General features: G+C 70.5%; 25 protein-coding genes and 1 tRNA gene. 19 read left to right on the top strand and 7 right to left on the bottom strand.

What is annotated here, in order from left to right; all coding sequences use genetic code 11:
• The first annotated feature begins 7 nt into the window (after nt 1-7).
• A complete protein-coding gene (locus A4X16_RS08485; RefSeq protein WP_028503536.1) occupies nt 8-274 on the top strand; it encodes a DUF3039 domain-containing protein in 267 nt (88 codons plus the stop codon).
• Between the two features lie 30 nt (nt 275-304).
• Here the strand turns inward: A4X16_RS08485 and A4X16_RS08490 are convergent, their stop codons facing one another.
• Complete coding sequence (locus A4X16_RS08490) at nt 305-1,630, bottom strand: nicotinate phosphoribosyltransferase (RefSeq protein WP_067119291.1); 1,326 nt, start codon at nt 1,628-1,630, stop codon at nt 305-307.
• Between the two features lie 75 nt (nt 1,631-1,705).
• Here A4X16_RS08490 and murI point away from each other — a divergent pair, with 75 nt between their 5' ends.
• From murI to A4X16_RS08510, 4 genes are read left to right on the top strand one after another with little or no spacing between them, the layout of a single operon-like run.
• Nucleotides 1,706-2,539: a glutamate racemase gene (gene murI / locus A4X16_RS08495; protein WP_067119294.1), complete on the top strand. Its 834-nt coding sequence runs from the start codon at nt 1,706-1,708 to the stop codon at nt 2,537-2,539.
• 41 nt (nt 2,540-2,580) lie between these two features.
• Nucleotides 2,581-3,315, top strand: a complete 735-nt coding sequence (rph, locus tag A4X16_RS08500) for a ribonuclease PH (RefSeq protein ID WP_067119296.1) — start codon at nt 2,581-2,583, stop codon at nt 3,313-3,315.
• Nucleotides 3,315-3,908 carry an RdgB/HAM1 family non-canonical purine NTP pyrophosphatase gene (gene rdgB, locus A4X16_RS08505; RefSeq protein WP_067119300.1) on the top strand — a complete coding sequence of 198 codons (594 nt, stop codon included), beginning with the start codon at nt 3,315-3,317 and terminating at the stop codon, nt 3,906-3,908. The genes rph and rdgB overlap by 1 nt, the downstream gene beginning before the upstream one ends.
• Before the next feature lie 56 nt (nt 3,909-3,964).
• Nucleotides 3,965-4,540, top strand: coding sequence for a dihydrofolate reductase family protein (locus A4X16_RS08510; protein ID WP_067119303.1), 576 nt, complete (start codon nt 3,965-3,967; stop codon nt 4,538-4,540).
• A 3-nt stretch (nt 4,541-4,543) separates the two neighbouring features.
• On the opposite strand, the gene A4X16_RS08515 is transcribed toward A4X16_RS08510, so the two are convergent.
• Complete coding sequence (locus tag A4X16_RS08515; RefSeq protein ID WP_231880312.1) at nt 4,544-4,864, bottom strand: hypothetical protein; 321 nt, start codon at nt 4,862-4,864, stop codon at nt 4,544-4,546.
• 178 nt (nt 4,865-5,042) lie between these two features.
• Between A4X16_RS08515 and A4X16_RS08520 the strand changes: the two genes are divergently transcribed.
• The gene (locus A4X16_RS08520) at nt 5,043-5,960 is read left to right on the top strand and encodes a cation diffusion facilitator family transporter (protein WP_067119306.1); all 918 of its coding nucleotides are present in this window, start codon (nt 5,043-5,045) and stop codon (nt 5,958-5,960) included.
• A gap of 4 nt (nt 5,961-5,964) precedes the next feature.
• Here the strand turns inward: A4X16_RS08520 and ligD are convergent, their stop codons facing one another.
• On the bottom strand, nt 5,965-7,968 hold the full coding sequence (gene ligD / locus A4X16_RS08525; RefSeq protein ID WP_067119309.1) for a non-homologous end-joining DNA ligase: 2,004 nt from the start codon (nt 7,966-7,968) through the stop codon (nt 5,965-5,967).
• A gap of 58 nt (nt 7,969-8,026) precedes the next feature.
• Between ligD and ku the strand changes: the two genes are divergently transcribed.
• Nucleotides 8,027-8,899 carry a non-homologous end joining protein Ku gene (gene ku, locus A4X16_RS08530; protein ID WP_067119312.1) on the top strand — a complete coding sequence of 291 codons (873 nt, stop codon included), beginning with the start codon at nt 8,027-8,029 and terminating at the stop codon, nt 8,897-8,899.
• A 10-nt stretch (nt 8,900-8,909) separates the two neighbouring features.
• On the opposite strand, the gene A4X16_RS08535 is transcribed toward ku, so the two are convergent.
• Both A4X16_RS08535 and A4X16_RS08540 read right to left on the bottom strand, forming a co-directional pair.
• Nucleotides 8,910-9,680 (bottom strand): DedA family protein, encoded by a 771-nt coding sequence (locus A4X16_RS08535; protein WP_067119315.1) that lies wholly within the window; start codon nt 9,678-9,680, stop codon nt 8,910-8,912.
• Between the two features lie 66 nt (nt 9,681-9,746).
• Nucleotides 9,747-9,828 (bottom strand) — tRNA-Leu (locus A4X16_RS08540).
• Between the two features lie 119 nt (nt 9,829-9,947).
• Here A4X16_RS08540 and A4X16_RS08545 point away from each other — a divergent pair.
• Genes A4X16_RS08545 through A4X16_RS08565 form a run of 5 tightly spaced genes read left to right on the top strand, consistent with a single transcriptional unit; the run spans nt 9,948 to nt 14,934 of the window.
• A complete protein-coding gene (locus A4X16_RS08545) occupies nt 9,948-11,150 on the top strand; it encodes a CpaF family protein (RefSeq protein WP_067119318.1) in 1,203 nt (400 codons plus the stop codon).
• The gene (locus tag A4X16_RS08550; protein ID WP_067119321.1) at nt 11,147-12,004 is read left to right on the top strand and encodes a type II secretion system F family protein; all 858 of its coding nucleotides are present in this window, start codon (nt 11,147-11,149) and stop codon (nt 12,002-12,004) included. The genes A4X16_RS08545 and A4X16_RS08550 overlap by 4 nt, the downstream gene beginning before the upstream one ends.
• Nucleotides 12,001-12,972, top strand: coding sequence for a type II secretion system F family protein (locus A4X16_RS08555; RefSeq protein ID WP_067119324.1), 972 nt, complete (start codon nt 12,001-12,003; stop codon nt 12,970-12,972). The genes A4X16_RS08550 and A4X16_RS08555 overlap by 4 nt, the downstream gene beginning before the upstream one ends.
• Nucleotides 12,884-14,380 carry a recombinase family protein gene (locus tag A4X16_RS08560; RefSeq protein WP_067119326.1) on the top strand — a complete coding sequence of 499 codons (1,497 nt, stop codon included), beginning with the start codon at nt 12,884-12,886 and terminating at the stop codon, nt 14,378-14,380. Before A4X16_RS08555 ends, A4X16_RS08560 begins: the two co-directional genes overlap by 89 nt.
• Entirely contained in the window at nt 14,377-14,934 is a 558-nt protein-coding gene (locus tag A4X16_RS08565; RefSeq protein ID WP_067119329.1) for a hypothetical protein, read from the top strand. Before A4X16_RS08560 ends, A4X16_RS08565 begins: the two co-directional genes overlap by 4 nt.
• Before the next feature lie 67 nt (nt 14,935-15,001).
• Here A4X16_RS08565 and A4X16_RS08570 read toward each other — a convergent pair whose 3' ends face one another.
• Nucleotides 15,002-15,196, bottom strand: coding sequence for a hypothetical protein (locus A4X16_RS08570; RefSeq protein WP_067119332.1), 195 nt, complete (start codon nt 15,194-15,196; stop codon nt 15,002-15,004).
• Nucleotides 15,197-15,341: 145 nt separating this feature from the next.
• On the opposite strand from A4X16_RS08570, the gene A4X16_RS08575 reads away from it, so the two are divergent.
• From A4X16_RS08575 to A4X16_RS08600, 6 genes are all read left to right on the top strand, one after another.
• Nucleotides 15,342-15,572 (top strand): hypothetical protein, encoded by a 231-nt coding sequence (locus A4X16_RS08575; protein ID WP_067119335.1) that lies wholly within the window; start codon nt 15,342-15,344, stop codon nt 15,570-15,572.
• Nucleotides 15,573-15,795: 223 nt separating this feature from the next.
• A complete protein-coding gene (locus A4X16_RS08580) occupies nt 15,796-16,632 on the top strand; it encodes a hypothetical protein (RefSeq protein ID WP_157560047.1) in 837 nt (278 codons plus the stop codon).
• Nucleotides 16,629-16,928, top strand: a complete 300-nt coding sequence (locus A4X16_RS17785) for a hypothetical protein (protein ID WP_157560049.1) — start codon at nt 16,629-16,631, stop codon at nt 16,926-16,928. Before A4X16_RS08580 ends, A4X16_RS17785 begins: the two co-directional genes overlap by 4 nt.
• Nucleotides 16,929-17,329: 401 nt before the next feature.
• Entirely contained in the window at nt 17,330-17,632 is a 303-nt protein-coding gene (locus A4X16_RS08590; protein ID WP_067119339.1) for a hypothetical protein, read from the top strand.
• Nucleotides 17,629-17,871: a hypothetical protein gene (locus A4X16_RS08595; protein ID WP_067119340.1), complete on the top strand. Its 243-nt coding sequence runs from the start codon at nt 17,629-17,631 to the stop codon at nt 17,869-17,871. The genes A4X16_RS08590 and A4X16_RS08595 overlap by 4 nt, the downstream gene beginning before the upstream one ends.
• Before the next feature lie 339 nt (nt 17,872-18,210).
• Nucleotides 18,211-19,386, top strand: a complete 1,176-nt coding sequence (locus A4X16_RS08600; protein WP_067119342.1) for a phage major capsid protein — start codon at nt 18,211-18,213, stop codon at nt 19,384-19,386.
• Between the two features lie 64 nt (nt 19,387-19,450).
• On the opposite strand, the gene A4X16_RS08605 is transcribed toward A4X16_RS08600, so the two are convergent.
• Nucleotides 19,451-19,642 (bottom strand): hypothetical protein, encoded by a 192-nt coding sequence (locus tag A4X16_RS08605; protein ID WP_157560051.1) that lies wholly within the window; start codon nt 19,640-19,642, stop codon nt 19,451-19,453.
• A 148-nt stretch (nt 19,643-19,790) separates the two neighbouring features.
• Between A4X16_RS08605 and A4X16_RS08610 the strand changes: the two genes are divergently transcribed.
• Nucleotides 19,791-20,504: a TIGR02391 family protein gene (locus A4X16_RS08610; RefSeq protein ID WP_231880313.1), complete on the top strand. Its 714-nt coding sequence runs from the start codon at nt 19,791-19,793 to the stop codon at nt 20,502-20,504.
• Nucleotides 20,505-20,730: the final 226 nt, after the last annotated feature.

Genomic DNA, 20,730 nt, shown 5'->3' on the forward strand with positions numbered 1-20,730 from the left:
TCACGGCATGAGTACTCCGCTGGACAGCCCCGATCAGGGCGGCGTGGCAACGCTTGATCGCGAACTGGAAGAGCTCCTCCGCGAGGAGAACCTCGAACCGGGCGACCATGAGCGCTTCTCGCATTACGTGAAGAAGGACAAGATCCTCGAGTCGGCGATCACCGGCAAGCCCGTCCGCGCGCTGTGCGGCAAGAAGTGGACTCCCGGGCGCGACCCCGAGAAGTTCCCGATCTGCCCCACGTGCAAGGAGATCTACGAGTCGATGGTCGGCTGACCCCGTCGCGGACGACGGGGTCGCGCCGGATCACACGGCGTCGAGGTAGACGGTCGGGATCGCCGGATCGGACTTGCTGAGCGCGAGCGCCCGCACGGGCAGCTCCTCGCGCACACGGAGGTGATGGGCCTGCGCCGCCGCCGTGCCCTCCGGACCCTCGTGAGCGGTGTCGATGTCTCCGGCTTCGACGAAGGTGGTCTGGAGCGGCCGCCCGTCCGGGTGCTCGGCTGCGGTGTCGAGCTCCTCGAATCCGTCGGACACCACGACGGTCTCGGCGGTGGCCACACCGTCGACCAGGGTGCGGAACGCGGCCTTGCGGCCGCCGTGCGAGGCCTTGTCGGTGGATGCCTTCGCGACGCCGACCCAGGAGCCTGCGGCGTCCTGCCTGGCCACCAGCTTGTAGACCATGCTCGCGGTCGGGTAGCCGGACCCGGTGACCACCGAGGTCCCGACCCCGTAGGCGTCGACGGGAGACGCGGCCAGCGCCGCGATCGCGTACTCGTCGAGGTCGCTCGTGACCGTGATCCGGGTGCCGGTCGCCCCGAGCTCGTCGAGCTGCGCCCGCACCTCGGCCGCGACGATGGGAAGGTCGCCGGAATCGATCCGGACCCCGCCGAGTCCCGTGCCCGCGACCCGGATCGCGGTCTCCACGCCGGCGCGGATGTCGTAGGTGTCGACGAGCAGCGTCGTGTCGATGCCCAGGCTCTCGATCTGCGAGCGGAAGGCGTCCTCCTCGGTCTCGTGCAGCAGCGTCCACGAATGCGCCGCGGTGCCCATGGTCGGGATGCCCCAGCGGCGTCCGGCCTCCAGATTGCTCGTCGCCCGGAATCCGCCGATGAAGGCGGCCCGGGCAGCGGCGACGGCCGACTGCTCGGCGGCGCGGCGCGAGCCCATCTCGGCCAGCGGGCGCTCTCCGGCGGCGATGCTCATGCGGGAGGCGGCGGTGGCGACAGCCGAGTCGTGGTTGAGGACGCTGAGCGCGAGCGTCTCGAGGACCACGGCATCGGCGAAGGAGCCCTCCACGGTGAGGATCGGTGATCCGGGGAAGTACAGCTCGCCCTCGCGGTAGCCGCGGATCGATCCGGTGAAGCGGTAGTCCTCCAGATAGCGCAGCGACGCGGCATCCACCACGTCGTTGTCGCGGAGGAACCGGAGCTCGTCGTCGCCGAAGCGGAACTCGCGGAGCAGGCTCAGCAGGCGTCCGGTGCCCGCGACGACGCCGAACCGCCGCCCTCCGGACAGCCGACGCGAGAACAGCTCGAACACGCTCGGTCGTGACGCGGTGCCGTCGCGCAGTGCGGCGGCGAGCATGGTGAGCTCGTAGCGATCGGTCAGAAGCGCCGTGGAGGTCGTCATGCGCTCAGCTTAGTGACGCGACCCGTGCGGGTCTCCGAGCATGACGGGGCATCGGCGCGGGTAGGCTGGGGAGTCATGAACGATGCGCCGATCGGAATCTTCGACTCCGGTGTCGGCGGGCTGACGGTGGCTCGGGCCATCCGCGCCCAGCTGCCCCGGGAGTCGTTCGTCTACATCGGCGACACCGCCCACTCGCCGTACGGTCCCAAGCCCATCGCGGACGTCCGGCGGTACAGCCTCGAGGTCCTCGACACGCTCGTCGACCAGGGCGTGAAGATGCTCGTGATCGCCTGCAACACGGCGTCAGCCGCGATGCTGCGCGACGCCCGCGAGCGCTACGACATCCCCGTCGTCGAGGTCATCGGCCCCGCCGTGCGCCGTGCGGTGTCGACGACGCGCAACGGACGGGTCGGTGTGATCGGCACCGTCGGGACGATCGGCTCGCGGGCGTACCAGGACATGCTGGAGGTCAACGAGCGCCTCGAGGTGTTCACCGCCGCGTGCCCGCGGTTCGTCGAGTTCGTCGAGGGCGGCATCACCGGCACTCCCGAGGTGCTCGCCACCGCCGAGGAGTACCTGGCACCCCTGCGCGAGGCCGAGGTCGACACGCTCGTCCTCGGATGCACGCACTACCCGTTCCTCCGTGGCGCCATCAGCTACGTGATGGGCGAGGGCGTCACCCTCGTCTCGAGCGACGACGAGACCGCAGGCGACGTGTACCGGCAGCTCGTGCGCGGCGACCTGCTCGCCTCGCCCGACGCCGCCGCCTCGTACATCTACGAGGCGACCGGCGCCTCCGCGACGGAGTTCACGGCGCTCGCCAACCGTCTGATGGGTCGGGAGGTGCGCGACGTCCAGCTCGTGCAGACCGGCGTCATCACGCTCCCCGAGCAGGCACCCTCCCTCTAGCCCACCGCATCCGCTTCACCCACCCGAATCGAAGGAAGTCCATGTCCAGCATCGTCCGCGCCGACGGCCGCTCCACCGACCAGCTCCGCGAGATCACCATCGAGCGCGGGTGGAGCAGTCACGCCGAGGGGTCGGCCCTGATCAGCTTCGGCGGCACCAAGGTGCTCTGCACGGCGTCCTTCACGAACGGCGTGCCGCGCTGGCTCACCGGCAAGGGCAAGGGGTGGGTGACCGCCGAATACTCGATGCTGCCGCGCGCCACGAACAGCCGCAACGATCGCGAGAGCGTGAAGGGGCGCATCGGCGGACGCACCCACGAGATCTCCCGGCTGATCGGCCGCGCGCTGCGCGCGGTCGTCGACACGAAGGCGCTGGGAGAGAACACGATCGTCATCGACTGCGACGTGCTGCAGGCGGACGGCGGCACGCGCACCGCGGCGATCACCGGCGCCTATGTCGCACTGGCGGATGCGATCGAGTGGGGGCGCGAGAAGAAGTTCATCGGCAGGAACTCCACGCCGCTGCTCGACTCGGTCGCGGCCGTGTCGGTCGGCATCATCGACGGTGAGCCCATGCTCGACCTGGCATACGTCGAGGACGTGCGCGCCGAGACCGACATGAACGTCGTCGTCACCGGTCGGGGTCTCTTCGTCGAGGTCCAGGGAACCGCCGAGGGCGCACCGTTCGACAAGCGCGAGCTCGACGCGCTGCTCGACCTGGGGGTCGCCGGGTGCGCCGACCTCACGAGCCGCCAGTTGACGTCGCTCGCGGGCTGATGAAGGTCGTCCTCGCCACCCACAACCCGCACAAGGTCGCGGAGTTCCAGCAGATCGTGGCCTCCGCGCGTCCCGATCTCGAGATCGTCGCGTATGACGGGCCGGAGCCCGTCGAGGACGGCGTGACCTTCGCCGAGAACGCCCTCCTCAAGGCGCGTGCAGCCTCCGCGCACACCGGTCTCGCGGCGCTCGCCGACGACTCCGGCATCTGCGTCGACGTGCTCGGCGGCTCTCCCGGCGTCTTCTCCGCGTACTGGGCGGGGCAGCGGAAGGACGCCGCGGCGAATCTCGAGCTCCTGCTCGATCAGCTGCGCGACATCGCCGATCCTCACCGGACGGCGCACTTCACATCGGTCATCGCGCTCGTCACGCCGGACGGCGCCGAGCACGTGGTGGAGGGGATCTGGCCGGGTCGCCTCGCGGCGGCGGCATCGGGCGGGGGCGGGTTCGGCTACGATCCGATCTTCATCCCCGATGACCAGCCGGCGGGCGAGGAGCGCACGGTCGGCGACTTCTCGGATGCCGAGAAGCAGGCGCAGTCGCACAGGGCGCGGGCGTTCACGGAGCTCGTCCCCCTGCTCTCCACGCTGTGAACGTCCGTCAATCACTACGCTTGACGTACTTCATTCGTAGTGATTGACTGACGAGCATGCGAGATCTCACGTACTACATCGGTGTCACGCTCGACGGATTCATCGCGGGCCCGAGCGACGAGGTCGACTTCTTCCCGGTGACCGACGGCTTCGCCGAGCTCCTCGGCACGGAGCTCGCCGACATCCAGCCCGCGTTCGTCCGCGCCGGCCGGAGCGGGGCGGACGAGCCCCTCACCCGCTTCGACACGGTGCTCATGGGGCGGCGGACGTATGAGCCCGCGCTCGAGCAGGGGATCCTCGACCCCTACTCGCAGCTGCGATCCATCGTCTTCAGCACGACGCTCGAGGATCCGGCCGACAGCCCGGTCGAGATCGTGCGCACGGATCCCGTGGCCCGCGTCCGCGAGCTCAAGGCCGAGGACGGCCTCGGGATCTACCTCGCGGGCGGTTCGCTCCTCGCCGGCGCGCTCCTCGACGAGATCGACCGCCTCATCGTCAAGAAGTACCCGGTCATCGCCGGAGCGGGGATACCGATGGTGCGGCACGGGTTCCAGCCGACGTCGTTCGGGCTCGATCGGGTCCGGACGTTCGACAACGGCTGCGCTGTGCTGGAGTACACGCGGATCCGGTGACGGTCACCCCGCGTCATACGGCTGCACCGCGTTCGCCCACACCCAGCAGCGGAGCGTCTGCCCGGCGGCGCGGAACTCGATGCCCGCCGCCTCCGGGGTCGCGCGGACCACACGGGCATCCACCCGCACGGCCTCCGGGCCGAACCGCACCCATGCCCACACGCGGCGCTGCGCCTCGCGCGGGTACGCGGTCACGGGTACGCGCTTGACGTCGAGCTCGCGGTCGGTGAGCGACTGCAGGGGGCCGCGACGCGAGGCGGCGACCACGCCGTCGCGGTAGGCGCGCACGTCATGGGCGTACTTGACCCGCTCGCCCGCTCCCACGCTCCGACCTCCTCGCAGATCCGAGGATACCAAGAGTCGAACATCCGTTCTAACCCGGTCGGAGTTCACAGCAGCACTGAGCGCGTCGGGCGCCGGGCTGATGAGACTAGTTTTCATCACCATTCCCGACTGCGCCCGACCGCGCCGCAGGGCCGGAGCGCCGGTCTAGCCTGGACCCATGCACGATCACGCGCCCTCCGGCGGCATCCGCTCGGCCAACCATCGCCGGCTCCTGGTGATCTCGCTGACGCTGACGGCGACGATCATGATCGTGCAGGTCGTCGGGGCCGTCCTGACCGGCTCGCTGGCCCTCCTCGCCGACGCGGCGCACATGTTCACCGACGCGTCCGCCCTCGTGATCGCGCTCATCGCGGCGGCGGTGGCCGCGCGGCCTGCGGACGATCGCCGCACCTTCGGGTATCAGCGCGCCGAGGTGTTCGGTGCCCTCGTCAACGCGATCATCCTGATCCTGCTGTCCGGCTGGGTCGGCGTCGAGGCGATCGGTCGTCTGGTCGACCCCGGCGAGACCGAGGTGGCGGGCGGACTCATGCTCGTGGTCGCCGCGGTCGGGCTCGTCGCGAACGCGATCTCCCTCTGGCTGCTGAGCCGCGCGCAGCGCACGAGCATCAACGTGCGCGGTGCGTACCTCGAGGTGATGGGCGACCTGATCGGCTCCGCGATGGTGATCGTCGCCGCGATCGTGATCGTGACGACGGGGTGGATGCCCGCGGATGCCATCGCATCGCTGCTGATCGCCGTGATGATCATCCCGCGCGCCGTGGCGCTGCTCCGCGAGGTGTTCTCGGTGCTCTCGGAATCGGCGCCGAAGGGGACGGCGGTGAGCGACATCCGTCGGCATCTGCTCGGGTACGAGGGCGTGGTGGGCGTGCACGACGTGCACGTCTGGCAGCTCACCCGCGGCGCGCCGGTGTTCAGCGCCCACGTCAGCGTCGATCCCGCCCTGATCGCCGACGGACGCTCGGCCCGGCTGCTCGCCGACATGCAGGCGTGCCTCGCCGAGCACTTCGACGTCGCGCACTCCACGTTCCAGATCGAGCCCGCCGAGCAGTCGGACTGCGAACCGCATCACGCCTGAGCGGTCAGCTCTCGACCACCACGTCCCCCGGCGTCTTGTCGGGACGCAGTCCGCGCCAGCGCGCGTGCCGCAGCACCCCGTCCGGCGTCCAGTTCGCGAACTCGACCTCGCCGACCAGCTCGGGGCGCACCCAGAGCGCGTCCGAGGCGTCGAGGGCGGGCACCCCGTCGAGGGGAGCGCGAGGCACGCGGAGCGCCTCCAGACGTGCGAGCAGGTCGCGCAGCATCCGCTCGGTGAAGCCCGAGCCGACCCGGCCGACGTAGCGGAGGCGGGGAGATCCGGCCGAGGGGCCGTCGGGCACCGCGAGCAGCAGCGAGCCGAAGGTGCCCTCCCTGTCGCCGCGCCCCGGGCGGATGCCGACGATCACGGCCTCCTGCATGCGCGTGTGCTTGAGCTTGAGCCACGCGGGGGAGCGCTGGCCCGTACGGTAGCGGGACGCGGGGTCCTTGACCACCACCCCCTCCAGCCCGAACTCGTCGCTCGCGCCGAGCGCGGCGTCGACGTCGTCGAACACCGGCGGCACCTGGATGGGAGCGTCGAGGTCGGCGATGACGTCCTCGAGCAGGGTCCGGCGCTGGGACAGCGGAAGTGCGGTGAGATCGTGCCCGTCGAGGCGCAGCAGATCGAACACCATGTACACGACGGGAGTGCGAACCACCTCACGCTCGATCTCGCGCGCGCGGGTCAGGTGCATCCGGTTCTGCAGCAGGGAGAAGCTCGGACGTCCGTGTCGATCGAAGGCGACGATCTCGCCGTCGATCACGGCGTCGTCGATCGGGAGGAACGGCGCCCCGTCGGCGGTCAGCTCGGGGTACCGCGCGGTGATGTCGGTGCCGCTGCGGGCGTGCAGCCGCATCCGGCCCTCGCTCCACGTGCCGATCGCGCGGATGCCGTCCCACTTCACCTCGACCCAGGACGGCGAGCTCAGCCGGCGGGCGATCGCGGGCGTGCCGTTCTCGGCCAGCATGGGAGCGAGCGTCGCGGCCGTCGCGGGTGCGACGACGCCGGTCCCCGCAGGCGCCGCGACCCGGGCCGATCGGGACGGGATGCGCGCGGTCTGCCGGGGCCGGTCCGTCGTCGGCGCGACGTGCTCGCCCGGGGAGGAGGGGGCGAGCGGCAGTCCCGCTCGCAGCGGCGCGAGCGGGTCGAGCCCGGAGGTCGCCCGCTCGAGCACCTCCTCGAACTCGAGGTGCGCGAGGTCGGGGTCGTCGAGCTCCTCCCAGGTGCGCGGCGCGGCGGCCCAGGGGCGGGCGCGTCCGCGCAGCGAGTACGGCGAGATCGTCGTCTTCTTGCCGTTGTTCTGGCTCCAGTCCAGGAACACCTTGCCGCCGCGCGCGACCTTGGCCATCGTGCTGGTCGCGAGATCCGGATGCTCGTTCTCGATGAGCCGGGCGATCTCCCTCACGACGGCGGAGATCTCATCGCTGGTCTGCTGGCCGGGGAGGGCCGCGTAGAGGTGGATGCCCTTGCTGCCGCTCGTCACCGGCACCGGCTCGAGCCCGATCCCCGTGAGCAGCGACCGGGCGAGGCGGGCCACCTCGGCGCACTGGGCGAGTCCGACGCCCGGGCCCGGGTCGAGGTCGAGCACGAGCCGGTCGGGCCTGCCGGGGAGGCCGTCGGCGGCGAACCGCCACTGCGGCACGTGCAGCTCGATCGCGGCGACCTGGGCGAGCCAGACGAGCGTCGGGACGTCCTCGACGAGCGGATACTCCTTGGGCCCGTCGGAGTGACGGATCTCGTGACGGGGGATCCAGCTCGGGGCACCGGGCTCGAGCTGCTTCGTGAAGAACGAGTCCCCCGGAGCATCCGCGGTGCCGACGCCCTCGACCCAGCGCTTGCGGGTCACAGGACGTCCGTCGAGCAGCGGGAGGATGTACGGCGCGATCGCCGTGTAGTACGCGATGATCTCGCCCTTGGTGGTGCCGGTCTCGGGGTAGACGACCTTGTCGAGGTTCGTGACGCGCAGACGACGCCCGTCGATCTGCACGTTCTGCGCCTCCGGGACCATGACGCCAGCGTAGTCAAGGGACTGGCCGCCGACGGCGCGGCTGGTGTTCACTGGTGCCATGAGAACGATCTGGAAGGGTGCGCTGACCTTCGGCCTCGTGAACGTGCCGGTCAAGGTGTACTCGGCGACGGAGGACCACGACGTGCCGCTGCACCAGGTGCACGACAAGGACGGCGGACGCATCCGCTACCAGCGCACCTGTGAGGTCTGCGGCGAGACCGTCGCCTACGCCGACATCGACCGGGCGTACGTCGACGGCGGCCAGACGGTCGTGCTCACCAAGGACGACCTCGCCGCACTGCCCTCCGAGAAGAGCCGTGAGATCGACGTCGTCGAATTCGTGCCCTCCGACCAGGTCGACCTGCTGACCCTCGACAAGCCGTACTACCTCGAGCCCGACTCGAAGTCGCCGAAGGCCTACGTGCTGCTGCGCAAGACGCTCGAGCAGACCGACCGCACCGCGATCGTGCGCTTCACGCTGCGTCAGAAGACGCGGCTCGCCGCGCTGCGGGTGCGCGGCAAGGTCCTCGTGCTGCAGACGCTCCTGTGGGCGGACGAGGTGCGCGCTGCGGACTTCCCGTCGCTCGACGAGGATGTGCGGATCTCGAAGAAGGAACTGGAGCTCTCGTCGTCGCTCGTGGACAGCTACTCGGCCGACTTCGACCCCGAGTCGTTCGTCGACGAGTACCAGAAGGAGCTGCGGACGCTCATCGACGCCAAGATCGACGCCGGCGACACCTTCGATGTCGCCGACACCTTCGGCGAGGAGGAGGGCGACGGCAAGAGCGGCGAGGTCATCGACCTCATGGAGGCGCTGCGCGCCAGCGTCGCGAAGTCGAAGGCGGCCCGCTCGGGGGAGTCGGAGGAGAAGTCCGCGCCGAAGAAGTCCGCGGCCAAGAAGTCCACGCCCGCCAAGAAGAAGGCGGGCTGAGGCCCGGTCGTCAGCGCGTGCCGTCGCCGTCCAGGTCGGGGGCGCGGTCGAACACCTCGGGGTCGAGCGCGAGCTCCTCGGCCTCGACGGCATCCGTCTCACCGTCGCCGACAGCGGCGGCCGTCTTCGCCTTGCGGCGCTCGGACAGGTAGTGCCAGAGCGTGACGAGCGCCGTGCCGCCGACCGCCGCGAGCAGGATCAGGTCGATGTAGCTCTCGACGAACTCGGCGACCGGCGGGATGAACCCGATCGCGTAGCCGAACATCGTGAGCCCGAAGCCCCACAGGATGGCGCCGATCAGGTTGTACAGCGTATAGCGGCGCCACGGCATGTGGCCGACGCCGGCGGCGACCGGCGCAAAGGTGCGCACGATCGGCACGAAGCGGGCGAGGATCACGGTGATGCCGCCGAAGCGCTCGAAGAAGGCGTTCGTGCGCTCGACGTTCTTCTTGCTGAAGAGGCCGGATTCCTTGCGTTCGAACACGGCGGGACCGCCCTTGTGTCCGATGACGTAGCCGACCTCTCCTCCCACGAAGGCCGCGAGTCCGATCAGCAGAGCGACGATCCACACGTTGATGCCGAACACGCCGTGCTCGGACCCGGCGATCGGATGCGACAGCAGGCCGGAGATCACCAGCAGGGTGTCGCCGGGCAGCAGGAAGCCGACGAGCAGGCCCGTCTCGGCGAAGACGATGAAGCACACCACCAGCAGCGCCCAGGGGCCGGCCGACCCGATGATCGTGGCGGGGTCGAGCCAGGGAATGAGAGCGGCGTGGTGCATGGGATTCCCGTCGTAGTGAGGAGTGCGGCGGTACAGACGTCGGTCGCGCGGAACGCGACAGATCGGTGCGGAAGGTGGGACTTGAACCCACACGCCCTAGGGCACAGGAACCTAAATCCTGCGTGTCTGCCAATTTCACCACTCCCGCGCGGTGAAATCAGTCTACTGACCGGGGGATCGTGCGTTGCTGGGGATCCGCCCGCAGCCCTCGACCAGCGCTGTGGATAACTTCGTCGGCGCGATGCAGGATCTTGCGAGGATGCTCGGGTGCTCCCGCCCTCCGCCATCGTCGCCGAACGCGTCCGCGAGCGACTGCGCCGTGAGGGGACCGATCCGTCGAACGATCCCGGCGCGGCGCGCGCCGTGGTCGTCGCGGAGGTCCGTCGCTTCTCCGACGTCGCGCTCGCCCGGGGCGAGGCCCTCGTCGACGAGGCGGCGTCCGTCCGCGAGGTGCTCGCGGCGGTCACCGGCTTCGGAGTGCTGCAGCCCCTGCTCGACGACCCGACGATCGAGGAGATCTGGCTCAACGGACCCGAGAGCGTCCACATCGCCAGAGGGGGCGTGGCCGAGCGGCTCGACCTGCAGCTGACCGAGGCGATGCTGCGCGATCTCGTCGAGCGGATGCTGCAGTCCACCGGGCGGCGGGTCGACATCGGCCAGCCCTTCGTCGACGCGTCGCTGCCCGACGGATCGCGACTGCACGTCGCGATCGCGGACGTCGTCCGCGGCGGCTGGTCGCTGAACATCCGGAAGTTCCTCCCGCGCTTCCGTTCGCTCGACTCCCTGAGCGCGAACGGAGCGCTTCCTCCCGAGATCGCACGACTGCTCGGCGACGCGATGAGGGAGGGGAGGAGCGTCATCGTGTCCGGCGCGACCCACGCCGGGAAGACGACCGTCCTCGGCGCGCTGCTCGCGGCCTGCGCAGACGTGCAGCGGATCGTCACGGTGGAGGAGACGTTCGAGCTCGCGGTGCAGGGAGCCGACGTCGTCGCGCTCCAGGGGCGTCAGGCGAGCCTCGAGGGCTCAGGGGAGATCACGCTCCGCCGGCTGGTGAAGGAGGCGCTGCGCATGCGGCCCGATCGGCTGGTCGTCGGCGAGGTGCGGGACGCGGAGGCGCTCGATCTGGTGCTCGCACTGAACACCGGGGTGCCGGGCGCGGCGACCGTGCACGCGAACTCCGCGGAGGAGGCGCTCGACAAGCTCGCTCTCCTGCCGCTGCTGGCCGGGAGGAACATCGACCGATCCTTCGTGGCGCCGTCCCTCGCCGCATCCATCGACCTCGTCGTGCACTGCAGGCGGGATGCCGACGGGTGCAGGCGCGTGCAGGAGGTCGTCGCTCCCACCGGCGACGTCGTTCACGGCCGCATCGTGACCCGCCCGGTGTACGTGCACGCGCCGCAGGACACGCGCCGCGCTCCGGAGGCCGAGCGCGCTGCCGCCGGCGGGCGGTCCCTCGGAGGATGGCGATGACCGTCCTGCTCGGAGCGCTGCTCGCCGCCGGTGTCCTCCTCTCCGCATCACCGTGGATCTGGCCGCCGGGCGACGGGGAGCGCGCGGCGCCGCGCCGGGGACTCTGGTCGAGGCTCCTCGAGGAAGCCGGATTCGGCTCCGCGGCGCCGCGGACGCTCGGTGTCGTCGTGGTGGCGGCGGCGCTCGCCGCAGGCGCGACGGCATGGCTGGTGACGGGGCTGCCTGTCCTCGCCGCCCTCGCCGTCCTCGCCGGCGGCGTCGCACCGATCGCGGGTCTGCGCGCACGTCGCCTCCGCCTTCGCCGCCTCCGTCGCCAGCTGTGGCCGGACGTGTGCGACCTCCTGATCGCGTCGATCCGTGTCGGTCTCTCGCTCCCCGACGCGGTCGCCGGCCTGGCGGACTCCGCGCCGGCGATGATGCGGCCGGCTTTCGCCGTCTTCGCGCGTGATCTGCGCGCGACCGGGCGCTTCGAGACGAGCCTCGATCGGCTCAAGGCCGCGCTTGCGGATCCGATCGCCGACCGCATCATCGAGACGCTCCGGATGGCGCGCCAGGTCGGCGGGACCGAGCTCAGCAGTGTCCTCCGCGCGCTCTCGTCGTCGGTGCGCGCCGACGCGGCGCTGCGCGGCGAGGTCGAGGCGAGGCAGTCATGGATCCGCGGCGCGGCAGTGCTCGGCGCCGTCGCGCCGTGGGTGATCCTCGGTCTGCTGGTCATGAGACCGGAGGGTGCCGCTGCCTACGGCACTCCGGAGGGCGTGCTCGTCATCTGCGTCGGCGCCGCGGTGTCGGTCGTCGCCTACCGGATCATGATCCGGATCGGACGCCTTCCGGAGCCGAGACGGTGGTTCGCATGAGTGCGCTCTCCTCGCTCGCGATCTCCGTCCTCGTCGGAGGCGGCCTCGGAGCAGGTCTGCTGTGCATCATCGGGTCTCTTCCGAGCTGGTCGGCCGCGAGTCTGTCCGTGCGCATCGCACCGTACGTGCGCGATGTCGTCGACGACGCCGAGCTTCCCCCGGGGGCGCTGCCCCGGATCGGCGTGCTCCCGGCGGCGCGACTCCCGCTATGGACGCGCATGCGGGTGCTGGTCGAGCGCACGATGGGCGGCGGCGACGCGCTGAAGAGACGGCTGGCCCAGGCCGGGCTCGATGTCGCGCCCTCGACGTTCCGGGCGAGACAGCTCGGGTGGACCGTGGCCGGCATCGGCCTCGGGGCCGCGACGGTCATCGTCCTCGTCCTCCTCGGCCGCATGACCCCGCCCGCCGCGCTCCTTCCTCTGCTCGTCGGCACCGGGGCGGCTGTCGGATGCGAGATGCGACTCACCGCTCGCACTGCCGCTCGTCGGACGCGGCTCGCCGACGAGCTGCCGACCACGCTCGAGTTCCTGGCCCTGTGTCTGTCGGCCGGGGAGGGATTCCTCGAGTCTCTGCGCCGTATCGCCGGCGTCGGTTCGGGCGAGCTCACCGCGGAGCTCCGCGGAGTGGTGCTCGCCGTGAGCACGGGGTCACCGCTCGCCGACGCGCTCGGCGAGATGGCCTCCCGTCTGCAGCTCCCCGGACTCACCCGCGCGACGGAGCAGGTCATCGCCGCGCTCGAGCACGGCGCCCCGCTCTCCGGGGTCCTGCACGCGCAGGCGGGTGATGCGCGCGAAGACGCCAAGCGGGTCCTCATCGAGCAGGCCGGTCGCAAGGAGATCCTCATGCTCCTGCCTGTCAATCGTGAGTTAGTATGCATCTATGAACGCAGGCATCTACGCCCGAATCTCACAGGATCAGCTCGGAGACGAGCTCGGCGTCGGCCGCCAGACCACCGACTGCAAGGCTGAGGCTGCACGCCGCGGCTGGACGGTCGCAGAGGTCTATATCGACAACGACGTCTCCGCCACGCGCTCGAAGCGCCGGCCAGCGTACGAGCGCATGCTCACCGACGTGCGCGCCGGCCACATCACCGCGATCGTCGTCTGGGACGTCGATCGTCTCACCCGCACTCCCCGCGAGCTCGAGGACATCATCGACCTCGCCGACCAGCACGGCCTCGCCCTCGCCAACGTCGGTGGGGAGATCGACCTCTCCACCCCGCAGGGGCGGATGACTGCCAGAATCAAGGGCACCGTCGCCCGCCACGAGACCGAGCAGATGTCACGCCGCCTCAAGCGGCGGTTCCAGGAGAAGGCTGAGCGCGGTGAGCCGCACGGATACAGCCCCTATGGCTACCGCCGCGTCGACGGTCGAGACGTTCCCGAGCCCGACGAGGCAGCGGTCATCCTGGAGTGCGCTCGCCGCGTGCTCGACGGGGAGTCGCTGCGGGCGGTCGCCGCCGACCTCAACGCCCGCGGCGTGCACGGCCCGAAAGCGCCGCTGTGGAACACGACAATCCTTCGGCAGATCCTCCTCCGCGGATCGAACGCCGGCCTCCGCCAGTACCAAGGCAAAATCATCGGCAACTCGACGACCGAGCCCGTGCTCGACCGCGCCACCTTGGACCGTCTAACCGCCCTACTCACCGACCCCAGCCGCAAGACGAACCAATCCGGCCCCGGCTTCAAGTACCTCCTCAGCGGGATCGCTATCTGCGGCCGCTGCGGCCGCTGCCCCGAGCATCTCGGCGACTATGACCCGCCGGCCTGCAACCTCTGCGACAGCGCCATGGCTGCTGCTGGACGCATGAAGCGCCAGGTCGGGCGCTCCGCCGGCACCCTCGCCGACGGCACGCCGAAACGACAGCCCCCGTCCTACGCCTGCACCCACTGCTTCAAGGTCCGTCGTAAGCAGGAGCCCGTCGACGAGCTCGTGACCGACGTGCTCCTCGCGCGCCTCTCCCAGCCCGACGTGCTCCCGCTGCTGTCCTCCGGCGACCCTGAGAGCGTGCGGGAGGCCCAGCGCACCATCACAGCTATCGACGCGAAGCTAGACGTCGCCGCCGACCAGTTCGCTTCCGACCAGATCACAGGTGCCCAGCTGACCCGCATCTCCGCCCGCCTACGCGCCGAGCGGGACGCCGCTGAGCGCCGGCTGCGCGCCTACCAGCCCAACAGCCGCCTCCTCGACCTGACCGCGGGCGATGTCCGCGAACGGTGGGACTCCATGCCGCTCGACGCTCAGCGCGAAGTTGTCGACGCGCTCATGACCGTCACGATCAACCCCTCCGGCATCGGCACACGGTTCGACCCCCGCTCCATCACCATCCGCTGGCGACAGCACGCGCCGCTCCAGCCCGAAACGGTGCCCGCATGAGCGGCATCCGCATCCAGTGTCAGAACGGCCGTACCGTCGCCTCTGTCGAGACCTCCGCCGCCGGCGCTCGCCGCATCCGCATCGAGCAACTGAGCGTTCCCCAGGCCGAGCCCGTCAGCCGACGCCCCGAGCCCGCCGGGCTCCCGCATGTGCTCGACCTAGACGAGCTCGCCGATTCCACACTCCACACGCTCCCGGTCGCCTGCGGATGCGGCCGGCGCTCAGTCGCCCTGGACACCCGCGACCTACGCCAGCGCCTCGACGCGGGCGAGCGGCGCATCACGCTGCCTCACGGTGTCAGCGCCCGCACCCGCCCCACGCCCGTGTTCTGCGAGGGAGGCTTCAGCGTCGCCGGCCTTCACCGCATCGGGCGGGCTCTCCACGTGGCCTACCTCGAGAACGGCTTCCAGCAAGACGTCCCCCTCGCCGCTTTCGACGAAGCGCCGACGGTCCCATGCCGCTGCGGCCGAACAGTCACGCTAGACCCGCAAGTCCTACCGACCGCGCTCGACGCCGACACTCTGCTCCGATTGCCCCACGTCGTGGGTCGCTAACACTGCGGCACACGTCTCGTGGGCCCTCGCGACGCGTCGTGTCGCCGTGACTCTCGGGGGAGTGGCGCTACTCGCCCCGGAGCACGTCGTCGAGCTCGGCGCTCAGCGAGCGGATGTCCCTCATCAGCTTGAGCGCTCGCTGCATGGTGTCTTCGTCGAGGTCGCGCCCCGTCGCCTCGCGCACCTGATCGCGGGTCCAGCGGAACCGCTCGTCTAGGACTACGCCTACCTCGTTCGCGAGGGGGAATTCGGGATCGTTCATGGCTGGACCATAACCCGCCCTTCACTTCTCGCGGTGTTGCCACGCCCTCGCTCAGAGAGGTAGCATCCAGGGGCCTTGCCTGTTCCTGGCTGAACCCGCTCCGCACTGGGCATCGGACGACACACCTCACTGGAGGCACGTCGTCATGCCCACCCTCTCGACGCGATCCCGCGCGCTCCGCGCCCGACTCGCACAGGCCACCCGCCAGAACACTGACCCCGCTGCGCTCGCCGCGGTTCGCCAGGAGTTCTACGCCTCGACCGTCGTCGACCACCTCGCAAGCAAGCTGGCCGAAGCGCCGACGCTCACTCGTGCGCAGTACGACGAGCTCCACGCCGTCATCCGCCGCCACCAGCTGACCGGCGGTCACCGATGAGCCCCGCCGACCGTGCCGCGCACATCGCCGGCCTCGTCGCCGCCGCGCCACCGCTCAGCCCCGACCAGGCCAGCACCATCCGATCCGCTATGGGCGTTCGCTCCCCGGAACGACGGAACGCCCCCGGTAGCAACCGGGAGCGTTCCGCACCTCGAAGCGAATGGAGTCCGCCGCCCATCACGGTAGCGGCCACCACCGACATTCCGCGATCGTCGAGCGTCCGATGAGCGTCGACACCCCGGGCGGCGTCCCCGCCGAGCTCGTCACCGCAAATGACTTCGTGCAAGTGCGGCTCGCGCTCCTCCGCTACCTCGGAGGCGCACTCGAAGCGATCCTGTTCACCCGCATCGTGTGGCGCACCCGCGCCGAGGACCGCTCCTGGGTCGAGCACGACGGACGCCGATGGTGGACCGTCACCCTGGCCGACCTCGCCCTCGAAACCGGCCACTCCGAGGGACAGGTCCGCCGCGCACTTGACGCCCTCGTAACCCGCACCGCGGTGCGTCGCCACCAACTACGAGAGAACGGACCCTACGACCGTCGCTACTCCTACACCCCCGTAATCACCGATGTGTCGAATTCGACAGATCGAGCTGCTGAAAACGACGCCTCACAAGTGTCGAATTCGACAGATGTTCCTCTATTGATAGATGGAGAGAACCCCCCAACCCCCCACGACAAGACTCGCCCCCACGAGGGCTCGCCCTGGGCGGGGGAGGAGTGCGATGTTCGACGCAACCCCCGAGGTCCGCACGAGCTCGACGGCGACGCCCTCGCCTGCATCCACTGCCACGCTCGGAACCCCAACATCACCGCGGCCGAACGCGACACGATCAGCGCTCGCCGCAAGCTAGCTGCCCTCCGCCGCGACCGAGCGCTCCCGATCGAACTCGACGAGCTCATGCAGCACGCCGCGCGCCTCGGCGACGGCGACCTCCTCGCCGGCTACCAGATCGTCGAGCGCATCACCCAGCGCACCCTCGCCGGGACGAACGATCCCGCCGCCGCTCTCCGAGCCCGACTCCGACCCGACCGCGCTCGCCGCGTCCAAGCCGCATGAGCGCCGGAACCCCGCCCACGAGGCCCGACCGGCGATCGCTGCGCCACCTCGACGCCGCCGTCCTCACGCTTGATCGGGTGCTCGCAACACCGCGGAACGCTACTCTCCGAGCCCCCGTCGTGCTCGACGCGATCTCGATAGCCCGAGGCCTTCGTCCAAGCGTCCAGAACCGCCAGTACGCCGACACGTGGCTACGCGAGCTCCTCGCCGAGCACCGCGCGCTGCTGGCCGCGGCCGTCGAGCGAGACCATGCCGCGGTGCGTGCGACTGCCCGTGAGGAGCGCGGCGATGCATGAGCCTCGCTGCGACGAGCACGTCGGCGAACCGTACCCGCGCCGCTGCGTCGACTGCGACCGGGCGGCGGCCGAGGTCGTCGCACCCCGCGCCACCGACCCGGTATCCGCGTGCGACAGGCACGTCCGACTGCTGCCGTGCCCCGAGTGTGCAGAGACGGCGCTCAGCGGCCCTGTGTCGCGACGAGACGCATCGGCCGGGGCCACGGCACCCCGCGGACCTGCTCGGGGCGCTGGGCGTGCGGGTGCGGCTCGCGACGAGGCCCCGGCGGGGGAGGGGAGTCAAAATCCTCCGTTCAAGGGCCGGCGGGACCGGCACGGTTAGCTGCGCACACGAAATCTCAGAATCGGGACCCCCCTTTGCCGGTCCCCGATCCCGCGGAAAATCAAGGAAGGCGTTCAGCGTGACTACACACTCCACCTCGACATCGAGCGATCGGGCTGTCGATAATCGGCATCTCGGTGCGAGCATTCCCGACAGGGCCGAGCTCGTCGAGCTCGCCCTCGCGTCCGTCGACGATCCGTCGGTCCTGTTCGACGTGCTCGACGGCCTCGACGCACCGCGGATGCGCGCGCTCGTCATCCGCCTCGCTCAGGTGCTCGGCCTTGTTGCCATTGCCCCTGCAGGCGTCGACCCGGCGTGGTTCGTCGCGCGTGTGCAGCTGGCGACCGCGACACCGATCGATCCCGCCGGCGGTGCCTCGTGACCCGTGAGGCACCGTCGAGCGCACTCCCGGCGACCGGGGACGTGGCCGCGTGGGCTCTCGCGTGGCGGCGCGACGATCCATCGCTCGCGCAGATGGTCGCCGAGCTCGACGCCGACGAGGCTCGCGCCGCCGTCGCGTCGCTCCTGGCCGTGCTCGACGCCGCCCTCCTCACCAGCACCGGCCACGATCCCGACGCGTGGCTGCGCGCCGTCGTCCGCGCTGCAGACGCGACGCGCTGAGCCGTCGCGCCGGGATCTCGCACGATGTCGTCACGTCGAGCTACACTCGCACCACCGCGGTAGCGGCCACGGAGAGCACCGGTCCAGCGTGACCACCGGGCAGCGTCCCCTCGCTCTCCCCGCCAGCACCACCGCGCCGGGTCCAGCATGACCCACCCCTTCGGGCGACCATCCGCCAGCACGCGGCCCGTCAGCCCCTCCCGGTATCGAGTGACCGCCAGCCCGCGCGCGGCCCGTCACCGACCGAACCGTCCGCCGTCTGCGCACTCCCGCGCCGGCCGACACTCCACCGTCACCGGGCCGCGATCACCGCGCGCCCCTCCGAAGGGAATCACAACAATGAACCGTGCACAGCTGATCGCCGCGATGAAGGCGATCACCGACCGCGCCCAGGCCGCCGGTCGCGACTTCACCGCCGCGGAACAGGCCGAGCTCAAGGCGCACATGGACGCCGTGAAGGCCATCGACGGCAGCAAGGCGATCGCCGACGGCGTGGCCGCGTTCCTCGGCGACTCCGACGCCGGCACCCTCGACGCCGACGCCGCGCCGGCACCCTCGGCCGCGGGCGTATCCCGCGGGAAGGCGATCGTCGCGCAGAAATCGCGTCCTGTGGGCGACTGGTCGGCAGCGTTCGCGAAGCAGCACCCCGGCGTCGCCGAGGGCAAGGCGTTCACCCTGCCGTCGTCGGCCACCTTCACCGTTCCTGCGCCCACACCGATCGTCGCCGCCGCGGCACCGGTCGGCCACGTGCTCGACGCCCTCACCGTCATCGAGCTCGACCGCGGCAACGGTGCGAACTACCTCCGCCAGGCCCAGCGGGAGAACGCCGCCCAGCCCGTCGCCCCGAAGGCCCTCAAGCCGCTCAAGAACGTCGAGATGGAGCGCGTCGACGCCCCTGCCCGCACGATCGCAGTCGTCCTCGACGGCATCCCGCGCCAGGACATCGCCGACTACCCCGACCTCACCACCTTCCTCGACTACGAGCTCAAGGCGGACGTGCTCAACGAGCTCGATCATCAGATCCTCCTCGGCGACGGCACTGGCGAGAACTTCGAGGGGATCTTCTACACCGACGGCGTGCTCGTGCAGGACTACGCGGTCGACCCCTCCGCCACCATCCGCCGAGCCATGGCACGTGTCGAAGCGAAGGGCTACGCCAACACCGCACTCCTCATCGGCCCCGAGGACTTCGCCGGTGTCGAGCTCGAGCGCGACGGGGCCGGCGGCCAGTACCGAGGCAACGTCGCTCCCGCACGCGGGCGCAACGTCTGGGGCGTCCCCACCATCGCGATCCCGACCATGCCGGCCGGCCTCGCCGTCGTTGGTGACCTCCGCCAGGCCATCCTCTGGATGCGCGAGCAGATGGAGGTCCGCGCGACCGACGTCGCCGGCGAGGACTTCCGGCGCAACCAGTACATGTTCCGCGCCGAGCTCCGAGCGGCCTTCGGCATCCCCGTGCCGCCCGCCCTCTCGCTCATCAAGCTGAACAACACCGTCACGCTCCCCGGCGCCTGACCCGTCTCGACGGCCCCGGTCCCTCCGCACCCGCGGACTGCCGGGGCCGTCGCACGTCGACGCGCTACGCGTCCTCCACGGCCGCCCACGACGGCTCCGCGCTCGCCGGCGGCACCGCCTCGCCCTCTGCGATCGAGCACACCCGTCCCGCCCGCACCTCCGCCGAGAGCTCGACGCTCCATCGGTCGCCGTTCAGATCGGTCACCAGCACGCCGCGCGAGCCGTCGTCCCGCGATCGCTCCAGCATGTCAATCACGGCCCCATCGCGCCGCTCTTCGCCTCGCACCACCATCCGGCTGCTGTACATGCCCCCACCGTCGCACCCACCCCCGACACGGGCGGGTCGCAGCGAAGTGCGACGCGTCGCGGCCGGGGGTGCCAGGCGCTCAAGTAGATTGAGCACCGTGGACGAACAGTGGGCGATCGAGCATCTGGAGTACTTCATCAGTGTCACGCGCCTGGTCGATCCCAACTCAAGCAGCACCTATGGTCGCCGTGCTCGTCCCGCTGGCGGCCGCTCCACCATTCTCGAAGCGATTCACACCACCGAGCAGATCCTCGATCGTGTGCTGCCCCGCTGGCGTACCGAGATACCAGTAGACGACTCGAACCGCTGGCAGCAGCAACACCAAGCCGCGCAGCGCGCCGTCGTGCAGCTCCGCGACGGCGCTGAGATCGCGGCTCGGCTCGGCGACAACTCTCCGGTGCTGAGCGCCAGCAATCTCCACCCTTGGGTCTGGGAGGGGGCGCGCTCGCTCTGGCAGTCGGGGCACTTCCGGGAGGCGGTGCGCGCCGCGTCCGTCAAGGTCAACGCGGAGACGCAGAACAAGCTCCACCGACGGGACATTTCCGAGACCGATCTCTTCAAGCAGGCTCTCTCCAACGACCCGCCCACAGGTAGCGCTCACCGCCTCCGCCCCGCCGGCGATGACGGCGGCAAAACGTCCCTCAGTCTGCGTCGCGGGATCATGGCGTTCGCGGAGGGTTGCTATGCCGGCATCCGTAACCCTGCCTCCCACGATGAGGGCGATCTGGACGAGCAAGCTGCGCTCGAGCAGCTCGCGGCACTGAGCGTCCTGGCTCGCTGGGTCGATGGGGCGTTTGTCGTAACCCCCTGAGAGCACTGCCGGGCCTCTCGCGAGCGGGCGCTCTCTCCCGACGCTCCTCTACGCCGCAGAGGAGTCTTAACTCGGCGTTCATACCGCTCGTGTTCCTCATCCTCCCGCTGTCGGTGCTCTTCGCCGTCTATCCCGGACTCTTCATCCTGCGACTCGGCATCGGCTGAGCGCTTCACCGAAAGGACCCCATGCGCACTCCGAGACCCCGCCTCGCACCGCCCCCTCC

It is taken from the genome of Microbacterium sp. H83, from assembly GCF_001650405.1.
GTDB lineage: Bacteria > Actinomycetota > Actinomycetes > Actinomycetales > Microbacteriaceae > Microbacterium.